Raw genomic sequence first — 19,006 nt, 5'->3', positions numbered from 1 at the left:
TGACGACGAGCGACGATATCAATGTTCTCCGGTGGCGAGAAGGTCGTTTTCGCTTTCATGGAGCGGGAGTTGTGGGTGCCGTCAGACGTCCCTGTCCCATACGGTCGAGGGCCGCGTCGGCCGCCGTCAGGACCGTGCCCGTCGCGGCGCCCGCCGTGTCGGCGAGGTCGGCCAGCAGCCTCACGTCCTTACGGAGCAGCGGTCCGGCGCGTTCAGCGAGACGGTCGAGCGTGCCGCCCGCGGCCTTCACGCGTTCGAGCGCGAAGCTCGATGCGCTGCCGTGGAGGACGACTTCGGCGAGGGCGCCTCGGTCGATGCCGAACTCCGGTGCCAGGGACAGTGTGTCCGCCGCGGTCGCCAAGTTGGCGGTGAACAACAGGTTGTTGAGGAGTTTGGCGATCTGTCCCGAGCCGAGCGGGCCCATGTGGACGACCGGATCGCCGAACGTCTCGAACACCTTGCGGCAGTAGGCGACCGTGCCGGACTCGCCGCCCGTCATCACCAGCAGGCGCCCCTCGGCGGCCGCGCTTCCGCCGCCGCTGACGGGTGCGTCGACGACGGAGACACCGTGCACCTCGGCGCGCTCGGCGAGCCGTCGGCAGGTGTCGGGATGGACGGTGCTGTGTACGGCGATCACCCCGCCCCGGCGCAGCCCTCGCAGCACGCCCTGCTCGCCCGTGACGACCTGTTCGACATCGGCGTCGTCGACGACACAGACGCACACCAGGTCGCTGGCGGCGGCCAGTTCGACAGGGGACGTGGCCCGCTGAGCCGCCGTGTCCGCGAACGGGGAGAGCGTGGCCGGGCGGCGCGCCCAGAGCGTGGTGGCGAAGCCCGCCTCGACGATCCGGCGCGCCATGGGAGCGCCCTGGCTGCCAAGCCCGATGAATCCGACGCGCATCAGCGGGCCTCCTGATCGACCGACTCGGGGGTGTGCTCGGGTGCCGGATCCGCGACGGCGCTCTGAGGCTCGGCGCCCGCTTTGGACCCGGCGTCGGCTTCGGGATCCGCGTCGGCTTCGGGCCCTGCTCCAGCCTTCGGCTCCGGTCGCCAGAACGTGCCCAGCAGTCCCCCGGTCGCCACCACGGCCACGCCCAGCGCGATGCCGCCGCCGGTCCAGCCGGTCAGGTCGATACCGGCCGCGTGGTCGAGGGACCAGCGGCCCGGGCCCAGCACCGCGAGGGCCAGGGCGACGACGGCGAGCGTGAGGACGTACTCGTAGCCGTCCTTGAAGACGAAGAACCCGTTGGGCCGGTGGGCGAGCAGACCCGCGACCAGCATCACGGAGATCACGGCGGCGCAGGCCAGCGGGGTGAGCAGGCCCAGGACAAGGAGAACGCCCGCGCCGACCTCGGTGAGCACGCTCGCCCAGGCCTGCAACACGCCCTGTCTCAGGCCGAGTCCGGTGAACCAGCGGGCGGTGCCCTCGATCCGGCCGCCGCCGCGCCAGTGGTTGAGCCCGTGCATGATCATGACCAGTCCTACGACCACGCGTACGAGCAGCAGTACCGCGACGTCGGCGTCACTCATCCGGCCCTCCTCGGGAGACGGTCGATCCCGTCGTTGTCGTATCCGCCGTTCTCGGACGCGAGAACGCACTCCTCGACGAACGAGAGGATCTTCAGGTGGTATCCGGTCGCGGTGTGCCCGATGCTCAAGTTGTGGCCGCTGTCGGCCTGTTCGTCGGTGACGACCCGCGGGGAGCCGGTGAACAGGCTCGCGATGTCGGCCATGGCCTCGGGCCCGGAGCTCCACACGCGTTCGTGGTCGCCGAGCGTGTAGTGGACGGGAATCCGTACACGGGCGGCGACTTCGGCGAACTCCCGTGGCCAGCGGCGGGCGACGGTCGACTCGTACGGCGGCCCGGGTGACTGGATACGAGGGGCGCCGACGACCTCGTCCGGGTACAGGCGCGACGGTTCCCACAGCAGGTCGCGCAGGCCGGGTCCGGACCGTCGCGGCACGGCCGGGTCACGCCGCCGGAAGTCGAGGATCTCGACGGCGCCGGGAGCGTGGTGGCGTCCGGTACCGGCGATCTCCAGGCCGAGAAGGTCGTTCCGGCGTTCGTCGCCGGCCATGTGCACGCCCAGGGCGCAGCCGATCGAGTGGGCCCAGAGGAACAGTCCCGCCCCGCGCGGACGCGAGGCCAGCAGTCGGTCCACCGCCGCGTAGGCGAGGTCGACGCGCCGCGCGGGGGACGCCATGGTCTCGCTGTGCGGGGCCGAACTGCCGTATCCGGGACGGTCGATGGCGACGACCGTGAAGTCCAGTGCCGCCGCGGTGCGCAGGAGGGACAGCCGGGGCTGGTCCGGGTAGTCGAAGTAGCCCGACGTCACCGCTCCCCCGTGCAGGGCGACGACGACCGCGCGCGGGTCGCGGACCTCGCACAGCAGCCCGGACATGGGGATGCCGTCGACGTCGACGACGCGCGAAACGACCTCCGTGGTACGGGAGTTCATCCGTCCGCCCGGAAGAGGATGACGCCGCTCGGGGTGAGTCCGCCACTGCTCGCCACCGCGACCCGCGCTCCGGCGACCTGCCGTGCCCCGGCCGTGCCGCGCAGTTGGGTGATCGCCTCGTGGACCAGTCCCATGCCGTGGGTGCGGCCGTGGGAGAGCTGTCCGCCATGGGTGTTCAGGGGCAGTACGCCGTCCCGTGCGATGTTCTTGCCTCCGTCCAGGAAGTCCTTGGCCTCGCCGATGCCGCAGAACCCCAACCCCTCCAGCCAGGAGAGGCAGTTGAAGGTGAAGCCGTCGTACAGCTCGGCCACGTCGACATCTTGGGGGCGCAGCGCGGTGCGGGACCACAAGTGGGCGGACTGGCCGAGGACTTGGGGTTCGTGGGTGAGTGTGCTCTGGTCCCATTCGAGCCGTTCCAGGATCTGGGTCCCAACTGCCTCGACGTAGACGGGTGGTTGGGCGAGGTCCCGGGCCGCGTCCACCGCCGACACGATCACGGCGACCGCCCCGTCACAGGGAACGTCACAGTCGTAGAGGCCGAACGGGGTGGTGATGGGGCGGGCGTTGAGGTAGTCGTCCATCGTCATCGGGTCGCGGTAGACCGCCGTGGGGTTGAGCGCCGCGTTGGCCCGTTGGTTGAGGGCGATCCAGCCGAGGGTCTCGCGGGTGGTGCCGTAGCGGTGGAAGTGGCGTTGGGCGTTCTGCGCGAGGGTGTGGGCGGCCGAGATCGCTCCGAACGGCTTCATCCAGCCGTCCAGTTGGCGCTGTGGGTCCTGCGCGATCCGGCCGCGGCGCACGAGGTCGCCGTACGACGCCTCCCAGACCGTACGGAAGCACAGCACATGGCGGGCCAGGCCGCCCGCGACAGCGAGCATGGCCGAGATGAGGGAGCCGCAGGGGCCGAAGGTCTCGCTGCCGCCGTTGTACCAGGTGGGTTCCAGGCCGAGGGCGGACTCCAGGGCGGTGACGCCTCCTTCGCCGAAGCCGCCGTAGGCCGCTCCGGCGCCCGGGTAGGTGGCGAGGCCGTCGATGTCGGCGACGGTGAGGCCGGCGTCGGCGATGGCGCGTTCGCAGGCCTGGACGGTCAGGGACACCGGGGGGACCAGGAGGCGGCGGCCGATCTCGGACATGCCGATGCCGGTGATCGCGACCTTGTCCTCGAACTTCTCCGTGGTCACCATCGGCCGTACGCGGCGGGCGAGTTGGTGGGTCTCGACCTCTGCGAGCGGCAGCGGGTCGGTGGCCGGACGGTCGCGGGCGGGGCGGAACAGGGGCAGCCAGGCGTCCTCGACCTGTTCGAAGACGACCTCCATCCGCATGCCCAACTCCAGCTCGTCCGGGGCGCATTGGACGGCGTTGGTGGTGAGCCGGACCCGGGGGTCCTCCTCGATGGCGACCTGGGCCACGACATAGGGCGCGGGCAGGCCGGGCAGGGCGAAGCGGTGGTTGACGGTGAAGCCGATCAGCGTCGCGCGGCCGGAGACGGCCCGGACGCCGATGTCGTGCCCGTGGCAGTACCGGCAGACCGGCTGCGGCGGGTGGATGAGGGCCACGCACGACCCGCACTCCGCCAGCCGCAGCCGGCCGTCCGCGCCGGAGGCCCAGAAGAACGCGTTCTCCTCCGTGACCAACGGCCCCGGGCGGGTTGGGGAGTTCATGTGCCGATCCGTGCCTTCGCCGTGCGGACGGTGACCGGTTCGGCGAGGCGCTGTTCGTCGCAGGCCTTCTGGAGTTCGGCGAGGGTCTCGTCGAGTCCGGCGCCGAGCCGCTTGCCCGGGGTGAAGGTCGCGGGGAGGTGGCGCATGCCCTGGATGACACCGATGGTCTCGTAGTGCACGGCACCTTCGGGGTCGCACGCGTAGTCCGGCATCCGGTCGAGGACGGCCGTCACCATCCGCTTGAACACCGTGCGGGCCACGTTGGAGCCGATGCAGCGGTGGATGCCGAGGCCGAAGCTGCTATGCCGGTTGCCCTTGCGTTCCATGTCGATCGTGTCGGGGTCGGGGAAGACCGACGGGTCGCGGTTGGCCATCGCCCAGGAGAGCCAGAGGCGTTCGCCCTCCTTGAACTCGGTGCCGGCGATCTCGCAGTCGGCGGAGAAGGTGCGTCCGTCGCCGGGGGCCGGGGTGTAGAAGCGCAGGAACTCCTCGGTGGCGGAGTCCAGCAGGGTCTTCCGGTCGCGGCTGAGCCGGGCGCGTTCCTCCGGGTTCTGCGAGAGCCATTCGAGGGCGTGGGCGGTGAGCGCGGTGGTGGTGTCGAAGCCGCCGCCGATCAACAGGGCCAGTACGCCGAGGAGTTCGCCGTCGTCCGGGTTGCGGCCGTTGAGGTCGGCGCGGACCAGCGCGTCCACCAGACCCGGGCGGGGTGCCTTGCGGATCTCCATGAGCTGGCCCATGAGGTCCATGCCCATCTTGCGGCTCAGCTCCAACACCCTTTCCCGGTCAGGGGAGTTGGGGGGTGTGTAGACGGAGGCGTGGGCCGGTTCGTTGTAGATGGTCCAGCGCTCGACCGGGATGCCCATCATCGCCAGCGTGAGCACGGCCGGGACGATGTTGGCGAGGTCGTCGACGAAGTCGATGCGCCCGGACTCGATCTTCTCGTCGATGCTGGCGCGCACGATCTCGTCGACGAACGGGATCCAGCGCTGGATGGCCGCGGGCGACAGATACGGGTTGAGGGTCTGCCGGTAGTAGCGCTGGTCCGGCGGATCCATCTCCAGGAAGCCGCCCTGGGCCTCCCGGGCGCGGGGCGGCGGGGGGATGGAGATGCCCTTGTAGCCGCGCCGTTCCCCTTTCACGTCATGGTCGTTGGAGAGGAACTCGGCGGACCTGGCGAGTTCGAAGACCTCGCGGTTGCCGCTGGCGACCCAGTGGCCGCCGTGGGTCTCCGTCCAGGCGATCGGGCACTGCCCGTGCAGCTCGTGGGTGATGTCCTCGAACCGGTCGCGGTAGTCGGGTGTGTGCCGGTCGAAGTGCACCTGGGGGTGCTTGCGGCCGGCGTCGTCGTCGACGGCCGCGTCTTCCGTGGTCATGCGGAGTCCTCTCCTGCTCGGTGGATGAGGTGGGGGTTCAGGAGATGAGGGAGATCGCCCGTTCCGGACAGGACAGGACCGCCTCGCGGACGGCCGACTCCTGGTCGGCGGGGACTTCTTCCTGGACGACCGAGGAGTGTCCGTCGATCTCGCTGAGTTCGAAGGTGTCCGGAGCGCGCATCGCGCAGAGCGTGTGGCCCTGGCAGCGCTCCGGGTCGACTCGTACCTTCACGGTCCTTCCTTCCTGCCGTGGTGAACGCCGTGCTGAACTCCGTGGTGAACGGGTGGCGTGGCGTGGCTACTTGAGGTCGGCGAGCGACTTGCCGACATCGGCGAGCGTCGGCGGCTTGCCGTAGTTGCCCTTGTACTTGTAGACGGGCGCGTCGCAGCGGTAGGCGCCGTCGGTCGGCTTGAAGTCGGCGGGGACCCAGCCGCTGGTGGTGGCCTTCTCGACGTTGAAGCACTTCACGGGCTCGTCGGGCTTGGTCAGGTTCACCGGGGCCTGGAGCCCTCCCCCGGTCCACTCGGTCTGCTTCTTGGCGTTCGCCAGGACACAACTCCGGGTCAGTTCCGCGCAGTCACGGGCCGAGGTGGCGAACAGCAGCCAGGTGGAGAAGGCGTGCACGGCGGGCAGGGTGATCTGCGCGTCGGGCGCGTACTTCTTGAACAGGGCGACCATCTCCTTGGTCGCCGGGTTGTCGTCCGCCTTCTCCAGCGGGTAAGTCCCGTCGATGCTCGCGAAGTTGGTCTGCGAACTCAGCGCGGTGTCGGCCAGCTTGAGGAACGCGGGGCCGTAGGCGTTGTTGTTGGCGTCGACCCAGTCGAGCTTGTAGTCGATGTTCGTGAGCGCCTGCTCCAGCTTCGCCAGCTGGGTGAAGTCCCCCAGGAACACAAGGCCCTTGACCTTCTTCGTCTTGATGGACTGGGCGTACGGCGTCCAGTCGGAGACGCCCTGCGCGGGGTAGAGGTCGGAGTAGGTGACCTTGCCGCCCATCGCCGTGAGGACTTCCTTGTCCTGGGCGGCGATGACCTTGGTGACGGGCACGTCCCCGGTGATGATGCCGACGCCGCTCGCCGACGAGGGGTAAGCCTCCTTCAACAGCCAGGAGTAGTAACCGGCGTAGGGCGCGTACCCGGACGAGGCCCCCTGGGTCATGACCTGGAGATCGGCGCCGACCTCGGAGGTGACCTGAGCCGGGAACTCGGGGAGCAGGCACTTCAGCCGGGTCTTGACGCCGAGGCCGTCGAGGGCCGCGCCGCCGCCGACCTCGAAGAAGTCGGTGCGGCAGGCCGAGATCATCTGCTGGTTGACCTGCATGAGCTGGGCGTCGTGCGTCTCGGGCGTGATCTTGCGTCCGTTGATGCCGCCGGCGGCGTTGCACCAGGAGGTGAAGACCTTCGCCGCGTTCTCGAACTCCGGGTTCTTGGTGAACCCGACGTCGGAGAAGACCCCGACCTTGATGTCGGAGGCGGTGACGCCCTGACTGGTGACGGTCTTGGCCGTCCCCTTCCCGCACACGGACTTCAGCGTGCCGAAGTCCGCGGTGGCGGTGTCGGCGGCTCCGGTGGTGGAAGGGCTGCTGGTGTCCGCGGACTTGGTGCGGCCGGAGCATCCGGCCGCGGCCGCGAGGGCCAGGACGAGCGCGGGGATGAGCAAGCGTCTCATCGGTTCTCCTCGTTGAGAATGAGTCCCGCTGTCGGGTGATCAGGTGACCGCGCCCGCCGCCTTGAGCGCGATGATGCGGTCCCAGTCCAGGCCCAGTTCGAGGAGGATCTCCTCGGTCTGGGCGGCGAACTCGGGTGCGGGCCCGAGTTGTGGGGCGTGCACGTCGAACTGCACGGGGCTGGCGACCAGTTCGAGCTCTCCGGCCTGCAGGAGGTACTCGTTCGCTCTGATCTGCGGGTCGTCGCCCACTTGCAGGGAGTCCTGTACCGGGGCCCACGGCCCGGCCAGGGTGGTGAAGCGCCTGCTCCACTCCGCGAGGGTGCGGGTGGCGATGACCTCGCGCAGGATCTTGACGGCCTCGGCGGTGTTGGAAATGAGGTTCTCGGCCGTGTCGAAGCGGGGGTCGTCGGCGAGTTCGGGGCGGTCGATGTGCCGGCACACATCGGCCCAGAACTTGCCGGGCTGCATCATGACGAACGCCAGATGGTGGCCGTCGGAGGTCTCGTACAGCCCGGACAGAGGGTTGGTGACGGAGCCGTGGGTGCCGACGGGCGGCGGGATCCAGGGCTTGCCGAGGTGCAGGGAGAGCGCGGTGGCGTGGCCCATCGCCCACAGTCCGCTGCCGAGCAGGGAGACGTCCACGACCGAGGGTTCGCCGGTGCGCTCACGTTTCAGGAGCGCGGCCGCGATACCGCCGGCGAGGTTGGTGCCGGAGATCGTGTCGCCGTAGGCCGGTGCGGGCGGGTTGATGATGCCGTCGGTGCCTTCGGGGGTGATGCTCGCGGCGGTGCCGGCGCGGGCCCAGAACGCCGTCATGTCGTAGCCACCCTTCCCCGCCTCCGCTCCCCGCGGGCCGAAGGCGCTGCCCCGGGCGTAGATGATGCGGGGATTGACGCTACGGATGTCGTCGACGTCGATGCCGAACCGCTCCCGGTGACCGGGAAGGAAGCTGGTCAGGAACACGTCCGCGCGCCGGGCGAGGTCGTAGAGAACGTCCTTTCCCTCGGGGCGGGAGATGTCGAGGCCGAGGCTGCGCTTGCCTCGGTTGGCGTGCTCGACGTTGGGGTTGGGGTCGCCCTCGACGCGCATCGTGCCGGTCTGCCGGAGACCGCGTTGCGGGTCGCCGGTAACGGCGTGCTCGACCTTGATGACGTCCGCTCCCCAGTCGGAGAGGACGGCTCCCGCCGAGGGCACGAAGCCGTACATGGCGACCTCGAGGACGCGGATGCCTTCGAGCGGCATCATGACCGGACCACGACCGCGAACGCCTTGTACTCCAGGAACTCCTCCAGACCGGCCACCCCGCTCTCGCGCCCGATGCCCGACTGCTTGTAGCCGCCGAAGGGCACGTCCGCGGCGAAGTAGTTGCCGCCGTTGATGCTGAAGGTGCCGGTGCGGATCCGGCGGGCCAGCGCGATGGCCCGTTCGTCGTCGGCGCTCTGGATGCCGCCGGAGAGGCCGAAGATGGAGTTGTTGGCGATCTTGACGGCGTCGTCATCGTCGTCGTACGGAATCACCACGAGGACGGGGCCGAAAACCTCGTCCTGGGCGATCTCGCTGTCCGGGTCGACGTTGCTGAGGAGGGTCGGCTTGTAGAAGAAGCCGGGATCGATCTTCTCGCCTCCGGTAACGAGGTTCGCGCCTGCCGCCACGGCCCTCTCGACCATGCCGTCGACCTTCTCGCGCTGGCGCTCGCTGATGAGCGGGCCCGCGAAGGTCTTGGGGTCGGCGGGGTCGCCGAGCGGGATGCGGCCGAGGCCCGCCGCGACCATGGCGACGATCTCGTCGTGGTGCTCCCTGGGCACGAGCAGCCGTGAGGTGAGCGCGCAACCCTGCCCGGAGTGGGAGCAGATGGTGCCGGCCGCGAACATGGCGGCGGTGGCGAAGTCGGCGTCGTCGAGGACGATCATGGCGGACTTGCCGCCGAGTTCCAGGAAGACCTTCTTCACCGTACGGCTCGCGGCCTCCATGATGCGGCGGCCGGTCGCGGTGGACCCGGTGAAGGTGATCATGTCGACGTCGGGGTGCGTGGTGAGCGTCTCGCCGACGTCGGCGCCGGAGGAGGTCAGGACGTTGACCACGCCGGGCGGTATGTCCGTGTGTTCCGCGATGAGTTGACCGAGGAACAGGGTCGTCAGCGGGGTGTCCGGGGCGCCCTTGAGGACGACCGTGCAGCCGGCCGCGAGCGCGGGGGCGAGCTTGGCCAGGGCGAGTTGGTTCGGGTAGTTGTAGGCGATGATCGCCGCTACGACCCCGGCGGCCTCCTTCTCCACCCAGCGCCGGTGCCGCTGGCCGCGGCTCTCGGACTCGCCGAGCTCCTCGGTCAGCGGGTACTTGCGCAGCAGGTCCGCGTAGAAGCGCACCAGCTTGACGGGGTCATCGAGTTGGGGGCCGTAGGTGAGCATGCGGGGCGCGCCGACCTCGGCGATGGTCAGCTCGCGCAGCTCCTCGACGTGGTCGGTGAGCGCTTGGTGCAGCTGGTCGAGACAGCGGATGCGCAGCTGCACGTCCGTCGACCAGGCGGTGGTGTCGAAGGCGGTGCGGGCGGCGGCTACGGCTGCCTCGGCCTGGGCGGTGGTGGCGTCGGGCGCGTGGCCGTAGACCTCGCCGGTCGCGGGGTTGAGGGAGGGGAACGTCCGCTCCCCGTCGACGAGTTGGCCGTCGATGAGCAGGCGGGTCACAGCCGCACCACCTGTCCGCCGTCCACGCTGATGGTCTGGCCGGTGAGCCACCCGGCGTCGTCGGAGAGCAGGAACAGCACGGTGGGGGTCAAGTCGCCTGGTGTACCCATCCGTTTGATGGCCAGGGCCTGGGTCATCCGCTGCTGGAACTCGACCGGCACGACGGTGGCGGTGGCCTCGGTGTCGGTGGGGCCGGGGGCGATGCCGTTGACGCGGATGCCCCGGCCGCCGAGTTCGGCGGCGAGCGAGGCGGTGAGGTGGTTGATACCGATCTTGGCCAGGCCGTAGTAGCCGCTGGCCATGTAGGCGGCGGCGGAGGACTGGTTGACGATCGCGGCGCCCTCGGTCAGGTGCGGGACGACGGCCCGGGTGACGTAGAGGGCGCCCATCAGGTTCACCTGGATGAAGCGGTTGAGGTAGTCGAGGTCGACGGTGGTCAGGCCCTCGCGCCGCATGCTGTGGTAGATCGCAGCGTTGTTGATCAGGTAGTCGATGCGGCCGAACTCGGCGACGGTGGCGGCGGCCAGCGCGTCGGCCGAGGCGGGGTCTCCGACGTCGACCTTGACGAAGAGCGCGGAGTCCAGTTCCTTGGCGACCCGCTGTCCCTGCTCCTCGTTGATGTCGGCGACCACGACCCGTGCTCCCTCGGCGGCCAGCGCCCGGGCGTAGTCCTCGCCGATTCCCTGTCCCGCTCCGGTGACGATCGCCACCTTGTCCTGGAACCGCATCCTGTTCTCCTCGCATGGATGGGCGGCTTGCTCCAATGAAGCGGAAACTACATTCTCCTTATACGCGAATCAACCATCCGGCAGCGAGAATGTCATCCTGACGACTTGCTGACAGACCCACGGAGCGCGGCGAACAGCCCCCGCCTGCGCGGGACTTCCGGAAGCACCGGAGACGAGAATACGCTTCTCAGATCTGGAAGGGAGATTTTCATGATCGAGACGAAGGGGGTTCCGGCATGAGGACAGCCCTCGTCACAGGCGGCGGCTCCGGCATCGGACAAGCCATCGCACAGCGCCTGGAGGCCGACGGTCTCCAGGTCGCCACCCTCGACCTCAACCCGTCCGACAGGGGCTTCTCCCGGAAGGCCGACGTCTCCGACCGGGCCCAGGTGGACGAGGCGCTGACCGAGATCCGCGAGCAGCTCGGCCCGGTCACGGTCCTGGTCAACGCGGCCGGAATGGAGGGCTACAAGCGCTTCGCCAACCTCACCTTCGAGGCCTGGCAGCGGGTCATCGACGTCAATCTGCACGGCGTCTTCCACTGCGTACAGGCCGTCCTGCCGGACATGGTGGAGGCCGGCTGGGGCCGGATCGTCAACATCTCCTCGTCCAGCGCGCAGTCCGGCCAGCCCTTCATGACGCACTACGTGGCCGCGAAGTCGGCGGTCAACGGGCTGACCAAGGCGCTGGCCCTGGAGCTGGGTCCGCAGGGCATCACCGTCAACGCGGTGCCGCCGGGCTTCATCGACACGCCCATGCTGCGCCGCTCGGAGGAGCGCCAACTGCTCGGCGGGACGGTCGAGGAGCACATCCAGCGCACTCCGGTACGGCGGGTCGGGCGCCCGGAGGACATCGCCGCGGCCTGCGCCTTCCTCGCCTCCGAGGAGGCCGGCTACATCACCGGCCAGATCCTGGGCGTCAACGGCGGGCGGAACACGTGAGCGAGCGGAGCGAACACGACGGACCCGACGAGACGGCCACCGAGCGCGGTGAGCACAGCAGGCACGGTGAGCATGGTCCGCACCACGACACCGCCGCCGAGAACGGCGTTCGCATCGCCCCGGTGCCGTACGACGACTGGGACCACGACCTGTTCTCCGTCATCAACCATCCGCGGAAGCTGCCGCAGGCCAACATTCTCGGGATCTTCCAGCGGCATCCGGCCCTGGCCCGGGCGTTCCTGACGTTCAACATGCACCTCAACACCACGACCCTTCCGGTGCGCGTCCGCGAGCTGGCCGTCCTGCGGGTGGCCTGGCGGCGGGGCAGCAGGTACGAGTGGGCGAGCCATGTCCTGATCGCCCGGAAGGGTGGGGTGACCGAGGCCGAGATCGACGAAGTCCGCACGGGCGCCGACACGTTGCTCAACCGGGCCGTGGACGAACTGGACACCGACTCGGGCCTGTCGGACGCGACCTACGCCGCGCTCGCCGCCGACCTGGACGAACACCAGCTGATGGACCTGGTGTTCACGATCGGCGCCTACACGATGCTCACGATGGCCCTCAACACCTTCGGCGTGGAACTCGACCCCGTGATCTCGGAAGAGAACTTCAGTTTCCCGAAACGAGAATGGTATTCTCACAAACGAGAGGGGTGATCCCATGCCGCACTTCACCAAGCCCGAGGCCGGGAGCTGGACCGAGAACTACCCCGAGCTGGGCACCAGCCCGGTGAACTACGAGGACTCCATCGACCCCGCGTACTACGAGGCCGAGAAGGAAGCGATCTTCAAGAAGACCTGGCTGAACGTCGGCCGGGTCGAGCAAGTCCCCAAGGTCGGCAGCTACTTCACGAAGGAGCTGGCCGTCGCCGACACCTCACTGGTGATCGTGCGGGGCAAGGACAAGGAGATCCGCGCCTTCCACAACGTCTGCCGCCACCGCGGCAACAAGCTCGTGTGGAACGACTACCCGGGCGAGGAGGTCAAGGGCACCTGCCGCCAGTTCACCTGCAAGTACCACGCCTGGCGCTACAGCCTCGACGGCGATCTGACCTTCGTCCAGCAGGAGAAGGAGTTCTTCGACCTGGACAAGGCCGACTACGGCCTCAAGCTGGTCCGCTGCGAGGTCTGGGAGGGGTTCATCTTCGTCAACCTCGACCCCGAAGCCCAGCCGCTCAAGGAGTACTTGGGCGAGTTCGCCAAGGGCCTGGAGGGCTACCCCTTCCACGAGATGACCGAGGTCTTCACCTACAAGGCGGAGATCGGCAGCAACTGGAAGCTGTTCATCGACGCGTTCGCGGAGTTCTACCACGCGCCCGTCCTGCACATGAAGCAGGCCGTCAAGGACGAGGCCGACAAGCTCTTCAACGTCGGGTACGAGGCGCTGCACTACGAGATCCACTCCCCGCACTCGATGATCTCCTCCTGGGGAGGCATGTCCCCGCCCAAGGACCTGACGATCGTCAAGCCGATCGAACGGGTCCTGCGCAGCGGCCTGTTCGGGCCGTGGGAGGCACCCGACATCGAGGGCCTGGACAATCTGCCGACGGGCCTCAACCCGGGCCGGCACCGCGCGTGGGGCAACGACTCCTTCGAGTTCTTCCCGAACATGACCCTGCTGATCTGGAAGCCGGGCTGGTATCTGACGTACCACTACTGGCCGACGGCGGTGGACAAGCACCTCTTCGAGGCCAACCTGTACTTCGTGCCCGCCAAAACGGCGCGCGAGCGGCTGAAGCAGGAGCTGGCGGCGGTGACGTTCAAGGAGTACGCGCTCCAGGACGGCAACACCCTCGAAGCCACCCAGACGATGCTCAAGAGCCGGGTCGTCACCGAATTCCCGCTCTGCGACCAGGAGTTGCTGCTCCGCCATCTGCACAAGACGGTCGCCGACTACGTCAAGGAGCACACCGATGCTGCCCAGTGAGTTCGCGGCACTCGAGCCGTTCAGCGAGTGGGTCCTGGAGTCCGAGCGCGACCGCTACAGCAAGCGCCTGGCCAGCTCCATGGAGGAAATGCAGGCCTTCTACGACGCCGCGTTCCCGCTGCTGGAACAGGCCTCCGACCACCTCGACAAGTTCCCGCTCTCCGAACTCCCGGAGCAGGAGCGCAACTTGCTCCTCCTGATGTTCTCCCTGGTGAACGTGTCGTTCCCGGTCGAGGTCTGGAAGCAGGCCCGGGTGCCGGACAGTGGGGCCGCCTACATGGACCTCGTCGTCGAGCCGAAGGTCTGACCGGTCGTGCTCACGCTCAGAGCGGCGCGTGTACTGCACGTGGAGACGGGCGAGTTCGAGTCCCCGGGGCTGATCACGGTCGAGGGCGACCGCATCACGCACACCGGCGGCAGCGCAGGCGAGAGTGACGGGGAGAACGAGGTTCTCGACCTCGGCGACGTGACTCTCCTGCCCGGGCTCATGGACATGGAGGTCAACCTCCTGATGGGCGGCCGGGGCGAGACGCTCGCGTTCTCCCCCGTCCAGGACGATCCCCCGCTGCGGATGCTCCGCGCGGTCGGCAACGCCCGGCGGACCCTGCGAGCGGGGTTCACCACGGTCCGCAACCTCGGCCTGTTCGTGAAGACGGGCGGCTATCTGCTGGACGTCGCGCTGGCCAAGGCCATCGACGCCGGCTGGATCGACGGCCCGCGCATCGTGCCCGCCGGACACGCCATCACCCCCACCGGCGGGCATCTCGACCCCACGATGTTCGCCGCGTACGCCCCCGGAATCATGCCTCTCTCCCTGGAAGAGGGCATTGCCAACGGCGTCGACGAGGTGCGCAAGGCCGTCCGCTACCAGATCAAGCACGGCGCTCGGCTCATCAAGGTCTGCGCGTCCGGGGGCGTCATGTCCCACACCGGCACCCCCGGCGCGCAGCACTACTCCGACGAGGAACTGCGCGCCATCGTCGACGAGGCGCACCGGCGCGGACTGAAGGTGGCGGCCCACACCCATGGGGCCGATGCCGTCCGGCACGCGGTGGAGGCGGGCATCGACTGCATCGAGCACGGCTTCCTGCTGGACGACGACACCATCGCGCTGATGGCGGAGCGCGGCACTTTCCTGGTGCCGACCACCGCTCTCATCGACGGGATGGACATGTCCCATGCCGCGCCCGAGCTGAAGGAGAAGGCCGCCGAGATCTTCCCCCGGGCGAAGACGGTGGTGGCCAGGGCCGGCAAGGCGGGTGTCCGGATGGCGCTGGGCACGGACGCGCCGGCGATCCCGCACGGCCGCGGCGCCCAGGAGCTGATCGCCCTGGTCGACCGCGGGATGACCCCGCTGGAGGCACTCCAGGCGGCGACCGTCAACGCGGCGGAGCTGATCGACGCCGACGACCGGGGCCGTATCGCGGAAGGACTGCTCGCCGACCTGATCGCGGTGCCGGGCAATCCGCTGGAGGACGTCTCCGTGATGGCGGACGTCCGGTTCGTGATGAAGGGCGGGAAGGTGTTCCGCGACGAACGCCGCTGACGCCAACGCCCGGGCAGTCAGCGGGAGTTGGTCACTCCGGGCCGTCGAGGGGCCGTAGCATCCGCAGGATCATGTCGACCGTGCGCTCGACCGGGCGGTTGCGGGCCGTGACCGTGGACAGGAGGGTGCGGGTCAGGACGGCGCCGAGGAGCATGTCGAAGACGTCGTCCGGGTCCACGGCGGGGTCGACGGTCCCGGTCGGCGCGGCGCGCAGGATGTCCTGGAACTGCGGTCGCGCCGACACGCGCAGCAGCATCTCCGGCGGCCGGGGCGTGGTCGACGTCTGGGAGTGCGCGAACAGACCGGCCGCGGCGGCGCGGGCCGCGGGCGCGCCGAAGGCCGCCAAGTAGGCGCGCACGAACCGGCGTAGATCACGACGGAGGTCCCCCGTCGGGCGGACGCTCAGCGGGCTGAGCCCGGGGAACGTGGCCTCCTCGATCAGCTCGATCCGGGACGGCCAACGGCGGTAGATCGCAGAGGCGTGCACGCCGGAGTGCTCCGCCACCGCCTGGATCGTCGTCGCGTCGAAGCCGCGCTGGACGAGGAGTTCGCGCGTCGCCGCGAGGGCCCGTTCGTTGATGCTCGTGTCCCGTGGACGGCCCGGGGCGCGGCGCGGTTCTGCCATGCCGTGATTGTAGTGACCGGGCGGTGCTCCGCGTTCTTCTAATTATAGGAGACCGTCTTCTGTAATTGCCTCTGTGTGGCTACAGTCCGAAGGGGACGGACTTCGGAGTGCGGAGGAGAGTCTGATGCGTGCTGCTGTGCTGCGGGGCGGGAGCGTCGAGGCGCGGACCGTCGACGATCCGGTCCCCGGACCGGGCCAACTCCTCGTCCGATCCCTGGCATGCGGGATCTGCGCGTCGGATCTGCACTTCATGGACCATCCGGAGGCGGGCGCCGACGACGACAGCGGCATGTCGACGTACGACCAGGACGTCGACATCGTGATGGGTCACGAGTACTGCGCCGAGGTCGTGGACTACGGCCCCGGCACCGAGCGCCGGATCCCGGTCGGGACGCGGGTGAGTTCGCTGCCCGTGCTGGCCACCCCGGCGGGCCGCAGGATCATCGGCCAGAGCCCTGAAGCCCCCGGCGGCTTCGGGGAGTTGTTCCTGCTGACCGAGGCCATCACCCGGGTCGTGGTGTCGGACCTGCCGAGCGAGATCGTGTGTGTCGCCGACGCGATCTCGGTGGGCTGGTCGACCGCGTCCCGCGCCCAACTGTCCGCGAGCGAGGCGCCGTTGGTCATCGGCTGCGGCGCCATCGCCCTGTCGGCGATCGGCCGGCTCAAGAACCTCGGCGTCGGTCCGATCGTGGCGGCCGATCTCGTGGCCTCGCGTCGCGCGACCGCGCTGGCCATGGGCGCCGACGTGGTCGTCGACCCCGCAGAGGTCTCGCCTTACGAGGTGTGGCGCAACGCGGTTGGCAGCCGGTCGAGTTGTGTCGTCTTCGAGTGCGTCGGCGTCCCGGGTGTTCTCGACTCGATCATCAAGGGCTGCGAGCGCGGGACCCGGATCTTCTCCGTCGGGGGTCCGCCGGAGGGCGACCATCTGCACACCCTGACCGCGAAGCGGAAAGGCATCAACATCCAGTTCGGGGGCGGCCCGTCGATGGACCACTGGGACGAGGCGTTCCGGGCGGTCTGCTCCGGGAGCCTCGATGTCGGGCCGATGCTCGGCCACACCGTCGGGCTCGACGGGGTGCCGGCCGCGCTCGACGCCGCACGGGACGCCGACGGGCCGGCCCGCATCATCGTCGTACCAGGGAGCTGAACACCCATGAGCGAGACGGACGAACTTGCCCAACTGCGCGCCACCGTCGAGTCGTTGGCGGCGAAGGTGCGCGCCTTGGAGGACCAGGTGGAGATCACCCAGCTCGTCGCCCAGTACGGGCCCGCGGTCGACAGCGGTTCGGGAGAGGCCGCTGCCGCCCTCTGGACCGAGGACGGCGTCTTCGACGCGATCCCCCACCTGCGGATGGACGGCCGGGACGGCATCGTCGGCATGGTCCACGGCGCCGGGCACCAGAGTGTGATCCACAACGGCTGCGGTCACGTGCTGACCGCGCCGCACGTGGTCGTCGACGGCGACCACGCGACCGGCCGCAGTCATGCGCTTCATCTGCGCTGGGACGCGGACGCGGGCCGGTTCTGGGTGTTCCAGGTCTCCGCCAACACCTGGCGCTGGGTGCGGACTTCAGACGGCTGGCGCATCGCCGAGCGGGTCAACGCCAACCTCGACGGCACCGAGGGCCCCCGCGCGATGCTGGCACCGGCCGCCAACTCCACTGCCTTGGAGGAGCGTTGAGGATCGGTGTGATCGGGTCGGGCCGGATGGGGCGGCCGATCGTCGACCGCCTGATGACCGCCGGTCACGACGTCACCATGCACACTCGCCGCCCCGAGACTCGCGCCATCGCCCGGAAGGCCGGGGCGAGTTGGGCCGACACGATCGAGGAGACCGTGCGCGGTGCCGACGCCGTGTTCGTCGTCGTGCTGACGGACGAGCAGGTGCGGTCGGTGTGTCTCGGCCCGGACGGTGCCCTCGCGGCCATGTCGGCGGGGGCGACGCTCGTCCAGCACACCACGTCCGATCCCGAGACCGCCCGGCTGCTCTTCGAGGCGGGGGCGGAGCGTGGTGTCGGGGTGCTGGACGCCGCGCTCTCGGGCGGGCCGCACGACATCGCCGCGGGTCGCCTCACCCTGTGGGTCGGCGGGGACGAGGCTCAACTGGAGGAGACACGCCCGCTGTTGGAGGCGTACGCCTCGCCCATTCTGTTCGTGGGACCGGCCGGCAACGGTCAGCGGGTCAAGCTCGTCAACAACGCCCTGTTCGTGGCGCAGGTCGGCCTCGCGGTCGACGCGGTGCGGGTGGCGGGGTCGCTGGGCATCGACGAGAACGTGATTCTCGCGGCGCTGCAGCATGGCAGCGGGGCCAGTCGGGCGCTCGGTGTCGTCGCCCGTGGAGGGTCGGTCGACTCGGTGGCGGTACGGCTGGCGGATCTGATGAGCAAGGACGTCGCCGTGGTGCGCGAGGTGGCGCGGAGCACCGGTGCGGACCTTGGGATCATCGGGACGGTGCTGTCGTCGGATGCGGTCGAGAAGAAGGTTCTCCAACGGCCGCCGTCATGACGCGGGGCTGTGAACTCAGCGCCCATATAGCTCTGTTGACGTCTTTGTCGCGATTACCTGCATTCTAAATGAGGAGTACGAAGTGGCTGAATCTCTCACGAGCAAGTACGGGCCGTGGGGTGTCATCGCCGGCGGGTCGGACGGGGTGGGTGCCGCGTTCGCCCACCGGCTGGCCGCCCAGGGGATGAACGTCGTACTGGTGGCCCGGCGCCTGCCCGTGCTGGAGGCGTCGGCCGACGAGATCCGGGCCCGGTACGACGTCGAGGTCCGTACAGTCGCGCTCGACCTCAGCTCCTCAACCGCCCTGGCAGAGTTGGAGGATGCGACCGCCGGGCTAGAGGTCGGGCTGTTCGTGTACAACGCCGGCAGCGACGACCGCAGCGTGCCGTTCCTCGACAAGGATCTCGACACCCACCTCGGACTGGTGCGGCGCAACTGCACGGCCGTACTCGAAGCCGCCTACCGGTTCGGTGGCCCGATGGTGGCGCGCAAGCGCGGGGCCGTGGTCCTGGTGACCTCGGGCGCCGCGTGGGCGGGTGGCGCCACGCTCGCCGCCTACGGCGCGTCGAAGGCCTTCGACCTCATCCTCGCCGAGAGCCTCTGGGCGGAGTGGAAGGACAGCGGCGTGGACGTCCTGGGCCTGGTGCTCGGCAGGACCAACACCCCGTCCCTGCGCCGGACCGAAGGCGTCCAAGGGAGTTCCTACGGCGGCGACTTGGCCGACCCCGACGACGTGGCCGCCGAGGCGCTCGCCCATCTCTCCGACGGTCCGACCTGGATCTGCGGCAGCCCGACCCCGTCCGGCGGTTCCCCGTTCGGGGCTCTGAGCCGCCGCGACGCGGTCCTGGCGATGAGCCGGGGCGCGACCGCGCACAAGGAGCAGTGACGGTCCCGG

The 19,006-nt window shown here is 69.4% G+C and carries 20 protein-coding genes; 9 read left to right on the top strand and 11 right to left on the bottom strand.

Going from position 1 to position 19,006, the window contains the following annotated elements; translation table 11 throughout:
* Positions 1–55: 55 nt before the first annotated feature.
* The 10 genes from OO69_RS24740 to OO69_RS24695 form a co-directional block, all read right to left on the bottom strand.
* Positions 56–901: an NAD(P)-dependent oxidoreductase gene (locus OO69_RS24740; protein ID WP_033282952.1), complete on the bottom strand. Its 846-nt coding sequence runs from the start codon at positions 899–901 to the stop codon at positions 56–58.
* The gene (locus tag OO69_RS24735; RefSeq protein WP_078652555.1) at positions 901–1,530 is read right to left on the bottom strand and encodes a DoxX family protein; all 630 of its coding nucleotides are present in this window, start codon (positions 1,528–1,530) and stop codon (positions 901–903) included. The genes OO69_RS24740 and OO69_RS24735 overlap by 1 nt, the downstream gene beginning before the upstream one ends.
* Positions 1,527–2,459: an alpha/beta hydrolase gene (locus OO69_RS24730; RefSeq protein ID WP_033282951.1), complete on the bottom strand. Its 933-nt coding sequence runs from the start codon at positions 2,457–2,459 to the stop codon at positions 1,527–1,529. Before OO69_RS24730 ends, OO69_RS24735 begins: the two co-directional genes overlap by 4 nt.
* Positions 2,456–4,117 (bottom strand): thiolase C-terminal domain-containing protein, encoded by a 1,662-nt coding sequence (locus OO69_RS24725; RefSeq protein WP_033282950.1) that lies wholly within the window; start codon positions 4,115–4,117, stop codon positions 2,456–2,458. The genes OO69_RS24730 and OO69_RS24725 overlap by 4 nt, the downstream gene beginning before the upstream one ends.
* Positions 4,114–5,490, bottom strand: coding sequence for a cytochrome P450 (locus OO69_RS24720; protein WP_033282949.1), 1,377 nt, complete (start codon positions 5,488–5,490; stop codon positions 4,114–4,116). Before OO69_RS24720 ends, OO69_RS24725 begins: the two co-directional genes overlap by 4 nt.
* Before the next feature lie 37 nt (positions 5,491–5,527).
* Positions 5,528–5,722 carry a ferredoxin gene (locus OO69_RS24715; protein ID WP_033282948.1) on the bottom strand — a complete coding sequence of 65 codons (195 nt, stop codon included), beginning with the start codon at positions 5,720–5,722 and terminating at the stop codon, positions 5,528–5,530.
* A 66-nt stretch (positions 5,723–5,788) separates the two neighbouring features.
* On the bottom strand, positions 5,789–7,156 hold the full coding sequence (locus tag OO69_RS24710) for an ABC transporter substrate-binding protein (RefSeq protein WP_033282947.1): 1,368 nt from the start codon (positions 7,154–7,156) through the stop codon (positions 5,789–5,791).
* 39 nt (positions 7,157–7,195) lie between these two features.
* The gene (locus OO69_RS24705) at positions 7,196–8,401 is read right to left on the bottom strand and encodes a CaiB/BaiF CoA transferase family protein (protein WP_033282946.1); all 1,206 of its coding nucleotides are present in this window, start codon (positions 8,399–8,401) and stop codon (positions 7,196–7,198) included.
* Entirely contained in the window at positions 8,398–9,837 is a 1,440-nt protein-coding gene (locus tag OO69_RS24700; RefSeq protein ID WP_033282945.1) for an aldehyde dehydrogenase family protein, read from the bottom strand. The genes OO69_RS24705 and OO69_RS24700 overlap by 4 nt, the downstream gene beginning before the upstream one ends.
* Positions 9,834–10,565 carry an SDR family oxidoreductase gene (locus OO69_RS24695; protein WP_033282944.1) on the bottom strand — a complete coding sequence of 244 codons (732 nt, stop codon included), beginning with the start codon at positions 10,563–10,565 and terminating at the stop codon, positions 9,834–9,836. The genes OO69_RS24700 and OO69_RS24695 overlap by 4 nt, the downstream gene beginning before the upstream one ends.
* Positions 10,566–10,801: 236 nt before the next feature.
* Here OO69_RS24695 and OO69_RS24690 point away from each other — a divergent pair, with 236 nt between their 5' ends.
* Genes OO69_RS24690 through OO69_RS24670 form a run of 5 tightly spaced genes read left to right on the top strand, consistent with a single transcriptional unit; the run spans position 10,802 to position 14,981 of the window.
* Positions 10,802–11,506 (top strand): SDR family NAD(P)-dependent oxidoreductase, encoded by a 705-nt coding sequence (locus tag OO69_RS24690; RefSeq protein ID WP_033282943.1) that lies wholly within the window; start codon positions 10,802–10,804, stop codon positions 11,504–11,506.
* Positions 11,503–12,165 (top strand): carboxymuconolactone decarboxylase family protein, encoded by a 663-nt coding sequence (locus OO69_RS24685; protein ID WP_234444518.1) that lies wholly within the window; start codon positions 11,503–11,505, stop codon positions 12,163–12,165. Before OO69_RS24690 ends, OO69_RS24685 begins: the two co-directional genes overlap by 4 nt.
* A 4-nt stretch (positions 12,166–12,169) precedes the next feature.
* Positions 12,170–13,435 carry an aromatic ring-hydroxylating oxygenase subunit alpha gene (locus tag OO69_RS24680; RefSeq protein WP_033282942.1) on the top strand — a complete coding sequence of 422 codons (1,266 nt, stop codon included), beginning with the start codon at positions 12,170–12,172 and terminating at the stop codon, positions 13,433–13,435.
* Complete coding sequence (locus OO69_RS24675; RefSeq protein WP_033282941.1) at positions 13,422–13,742, top strand: hypothetical protein; 321 nt, start codon at positions 13,422–13,424, stop codon at positions 13,740–13,742. Before OO69_RS24680 ends, OO69_RS24675 begins: the two co-directional genes overlap by 14 nt.
* A gap of 6 nt (positions 13,743–13,748) precedes the next feature.
* Positions 13,749–14,981 (top strand): metal-dependent hydrolase family protein, encoded by a 1,233-nt coding sequence (locus tag OO69_RS24670; protein WP_033282940.1) that lies wholly within the window; start codon positions 13,749–13,751, stop codon positions 14,979–14,981.
* A gap of 31 nt (positions 14,982–15,012) precedes the next feature.
* On the opposite strand, the gene OO69_RS24665 is transcribed toward OO69_RS24670, so the two are convergent.
* Complete coding sequence (locus OO69_RS24665; RefSeq protein ID WP_033282939.1) at positions 15,013–15,606, bottom strand: TetR/AcrR family transcriptional regulator; 594 nt, start codon at positions 15,604–15,606, stop codon at positions 15,013–15,015.
* Between the two features lie 124 nt (positions 15,607–15,730).
* Here OO69_RS24665 and OO69_RS24660 point away from each other — a divergent pair, with 124 nt between their 5' ends.
* The 4 genes from OO69_RS24660 (at position 15,731) to OO69_RS24645 (ending at position 18,997) form a co-directional block, all read left to right on the top strand.
* A complete protein-coding gene (locus OO69_RS24660; RefSeq protein WP_033282938.1) occupies positions 15,731–16,753 on the top strand; it encodes a zinc-binding dehydrogenase in 1,023 nt (340 codons plus the stop codon).
* Between the two features lie 6 nt (positions 16,754–16,759).
* Complete coding sequence (locus tag OO69_RS24655; protein WP_033282937.1) at positions 16,760–17,287, top strand: nuclear transport factor 2 family protein; 528 nt, start codon at positions 16,760–16,762, stop codon at positions 17,285–17,287.
* Complete coding sequence (locus OO69_RS24650) at positions 17,284–18,111, top strand: NAD(P)-dependent oxidoreductase (protein ID WP_078652554.1); 828 nt, start codon at positions 17,284–17,286, stop codon at positions 18,109–18,111. The genes OO69_RS24655 and OO69_RS24650 overlap by 4 nt, the downstream gene beginning before the upstream one ends.
* 82 nt (positions 18,112–18,193) lie before the next feature.
* Positions 18,194–18,997, top strand: coding sequence for an SDR family NAD(P)-dependent oxidoreductase (locus OO69_RS24645; protein ID WP_033282935.1), 804 nt, complete (start codon positions 18,194–18,196; stop codon positions 18,995–18,997).
* The last annotated feature ends 9 nt before the right edge of the window (positions 18,998–19,006 follow it).

It is taken from the genome of Streptomyces sp. NRRL F-525 (assembly GCF_000716605.1).
Lineage (GTDB): Bacteria > Actinomycetota > Actinomycetes > Streptomycetales > Streptomycetaceae > Streptomyces.
Note: the sequence above shows the minus strand (reverse complement) of the source record. Positions and strands in the feature narration are given on the sequence as shown.

Coding starts and splice junctions, on each gene's coding strand:
- OO69_RS24665 (WP_033282939.1), bottom strand. CDS start 15,606: ATGGCAGAACCGCGCCGCGCCCCGGGCCGTCCACGGGACACGAGCATC.
- OO69_RS24695 (WP_033282944.1), bottom strand. CDS start 10,565: ATGCGGTTCCAGGACAAGGTGGCGATCGTCACCGGAGCGGGACAGGGA.
- OO69_RS24710 (WP_033282947.1), bottom strand. CDS start 7,156: ATGAGACGCTTGCTCATCCCCGCGCTCGTCCTGGCCCTCGCGGCCGCG.
- OO69_RS24655 (WP_033282937.1), top strand. CDS start 16,760: ATGAGCGAGACGGACGAACTTGCCCAACTGCGCGCCACCGTCGAGTCG.
- OO69_RS24720 (WP_033282949.1), bottom strand. CDS start 5,490: ATGACCACGGAAGACGCGGCCGTCGACGACGACGCCGGCCGCAAGCAC.
- OO69_RS24735 (WP_078652555.1), bottom strand. CDS start 1,530: ATGAGTGACGCCGACGTCGCGGTACTGCTGCTCGTACGCGTGGTCGTA.
- OO69_RS24690 (WP_033282943.1), top strand. CDS start 10,802: ATGAGGACAGCCCTCGTCACAGGCGGCGGCTCCGGCATCGGACAAGCC.
- OO69_RS24730 (WP_033282951.1), bottom strand. CDS start 2,459: ATGAACTCCCGTACCACGGAGGTCGTTTCGCGCGTCGTCGACGTCGAC.
- OO69_RS24725 (WP_033282950.1), bottom strand. CDS start 4,117: ATGAACTCCCCAACCCGCCCGGGGCCGTTGGTCACGGAGGAGAACGCG.
- OO69_RS24680 (WP_033282942.1), top strand. CDS start 12,170: ATGCCGCACTTCACCAAGCCCGAGGCCGGGAGCTGGACCGAGAACTAC.
- OO69_RS24675 (WP_033282941.1), top strand. CDS start 13,422: ATGCTGCCCAGTGAGTTCGCGGCACTCGAGCCGTTCAGCGAGTGGGTC.
- OO69_RS24660 (WP_033282938.1), top strand. CDS start 15,731: ATGCGTGCTGCTGTGCTGCGGGGCGGGAGCGTCGAGGCGCGGACCGTC.
- OO69_RS24705 (WP_033282946.1), bottom strand. CDS start 8,401: ATGATGCCGCTCGAAGGCATCCGCGTCCTCGAGGTCGCCATGTACGGC.
- OO69_RS24740 (WP_033282952.1), bottom strand. CDS start 901: ATGCGCGTCGGATTCATCGGGCTTGGCAGCCAGGGCGCTCCCATGGCG.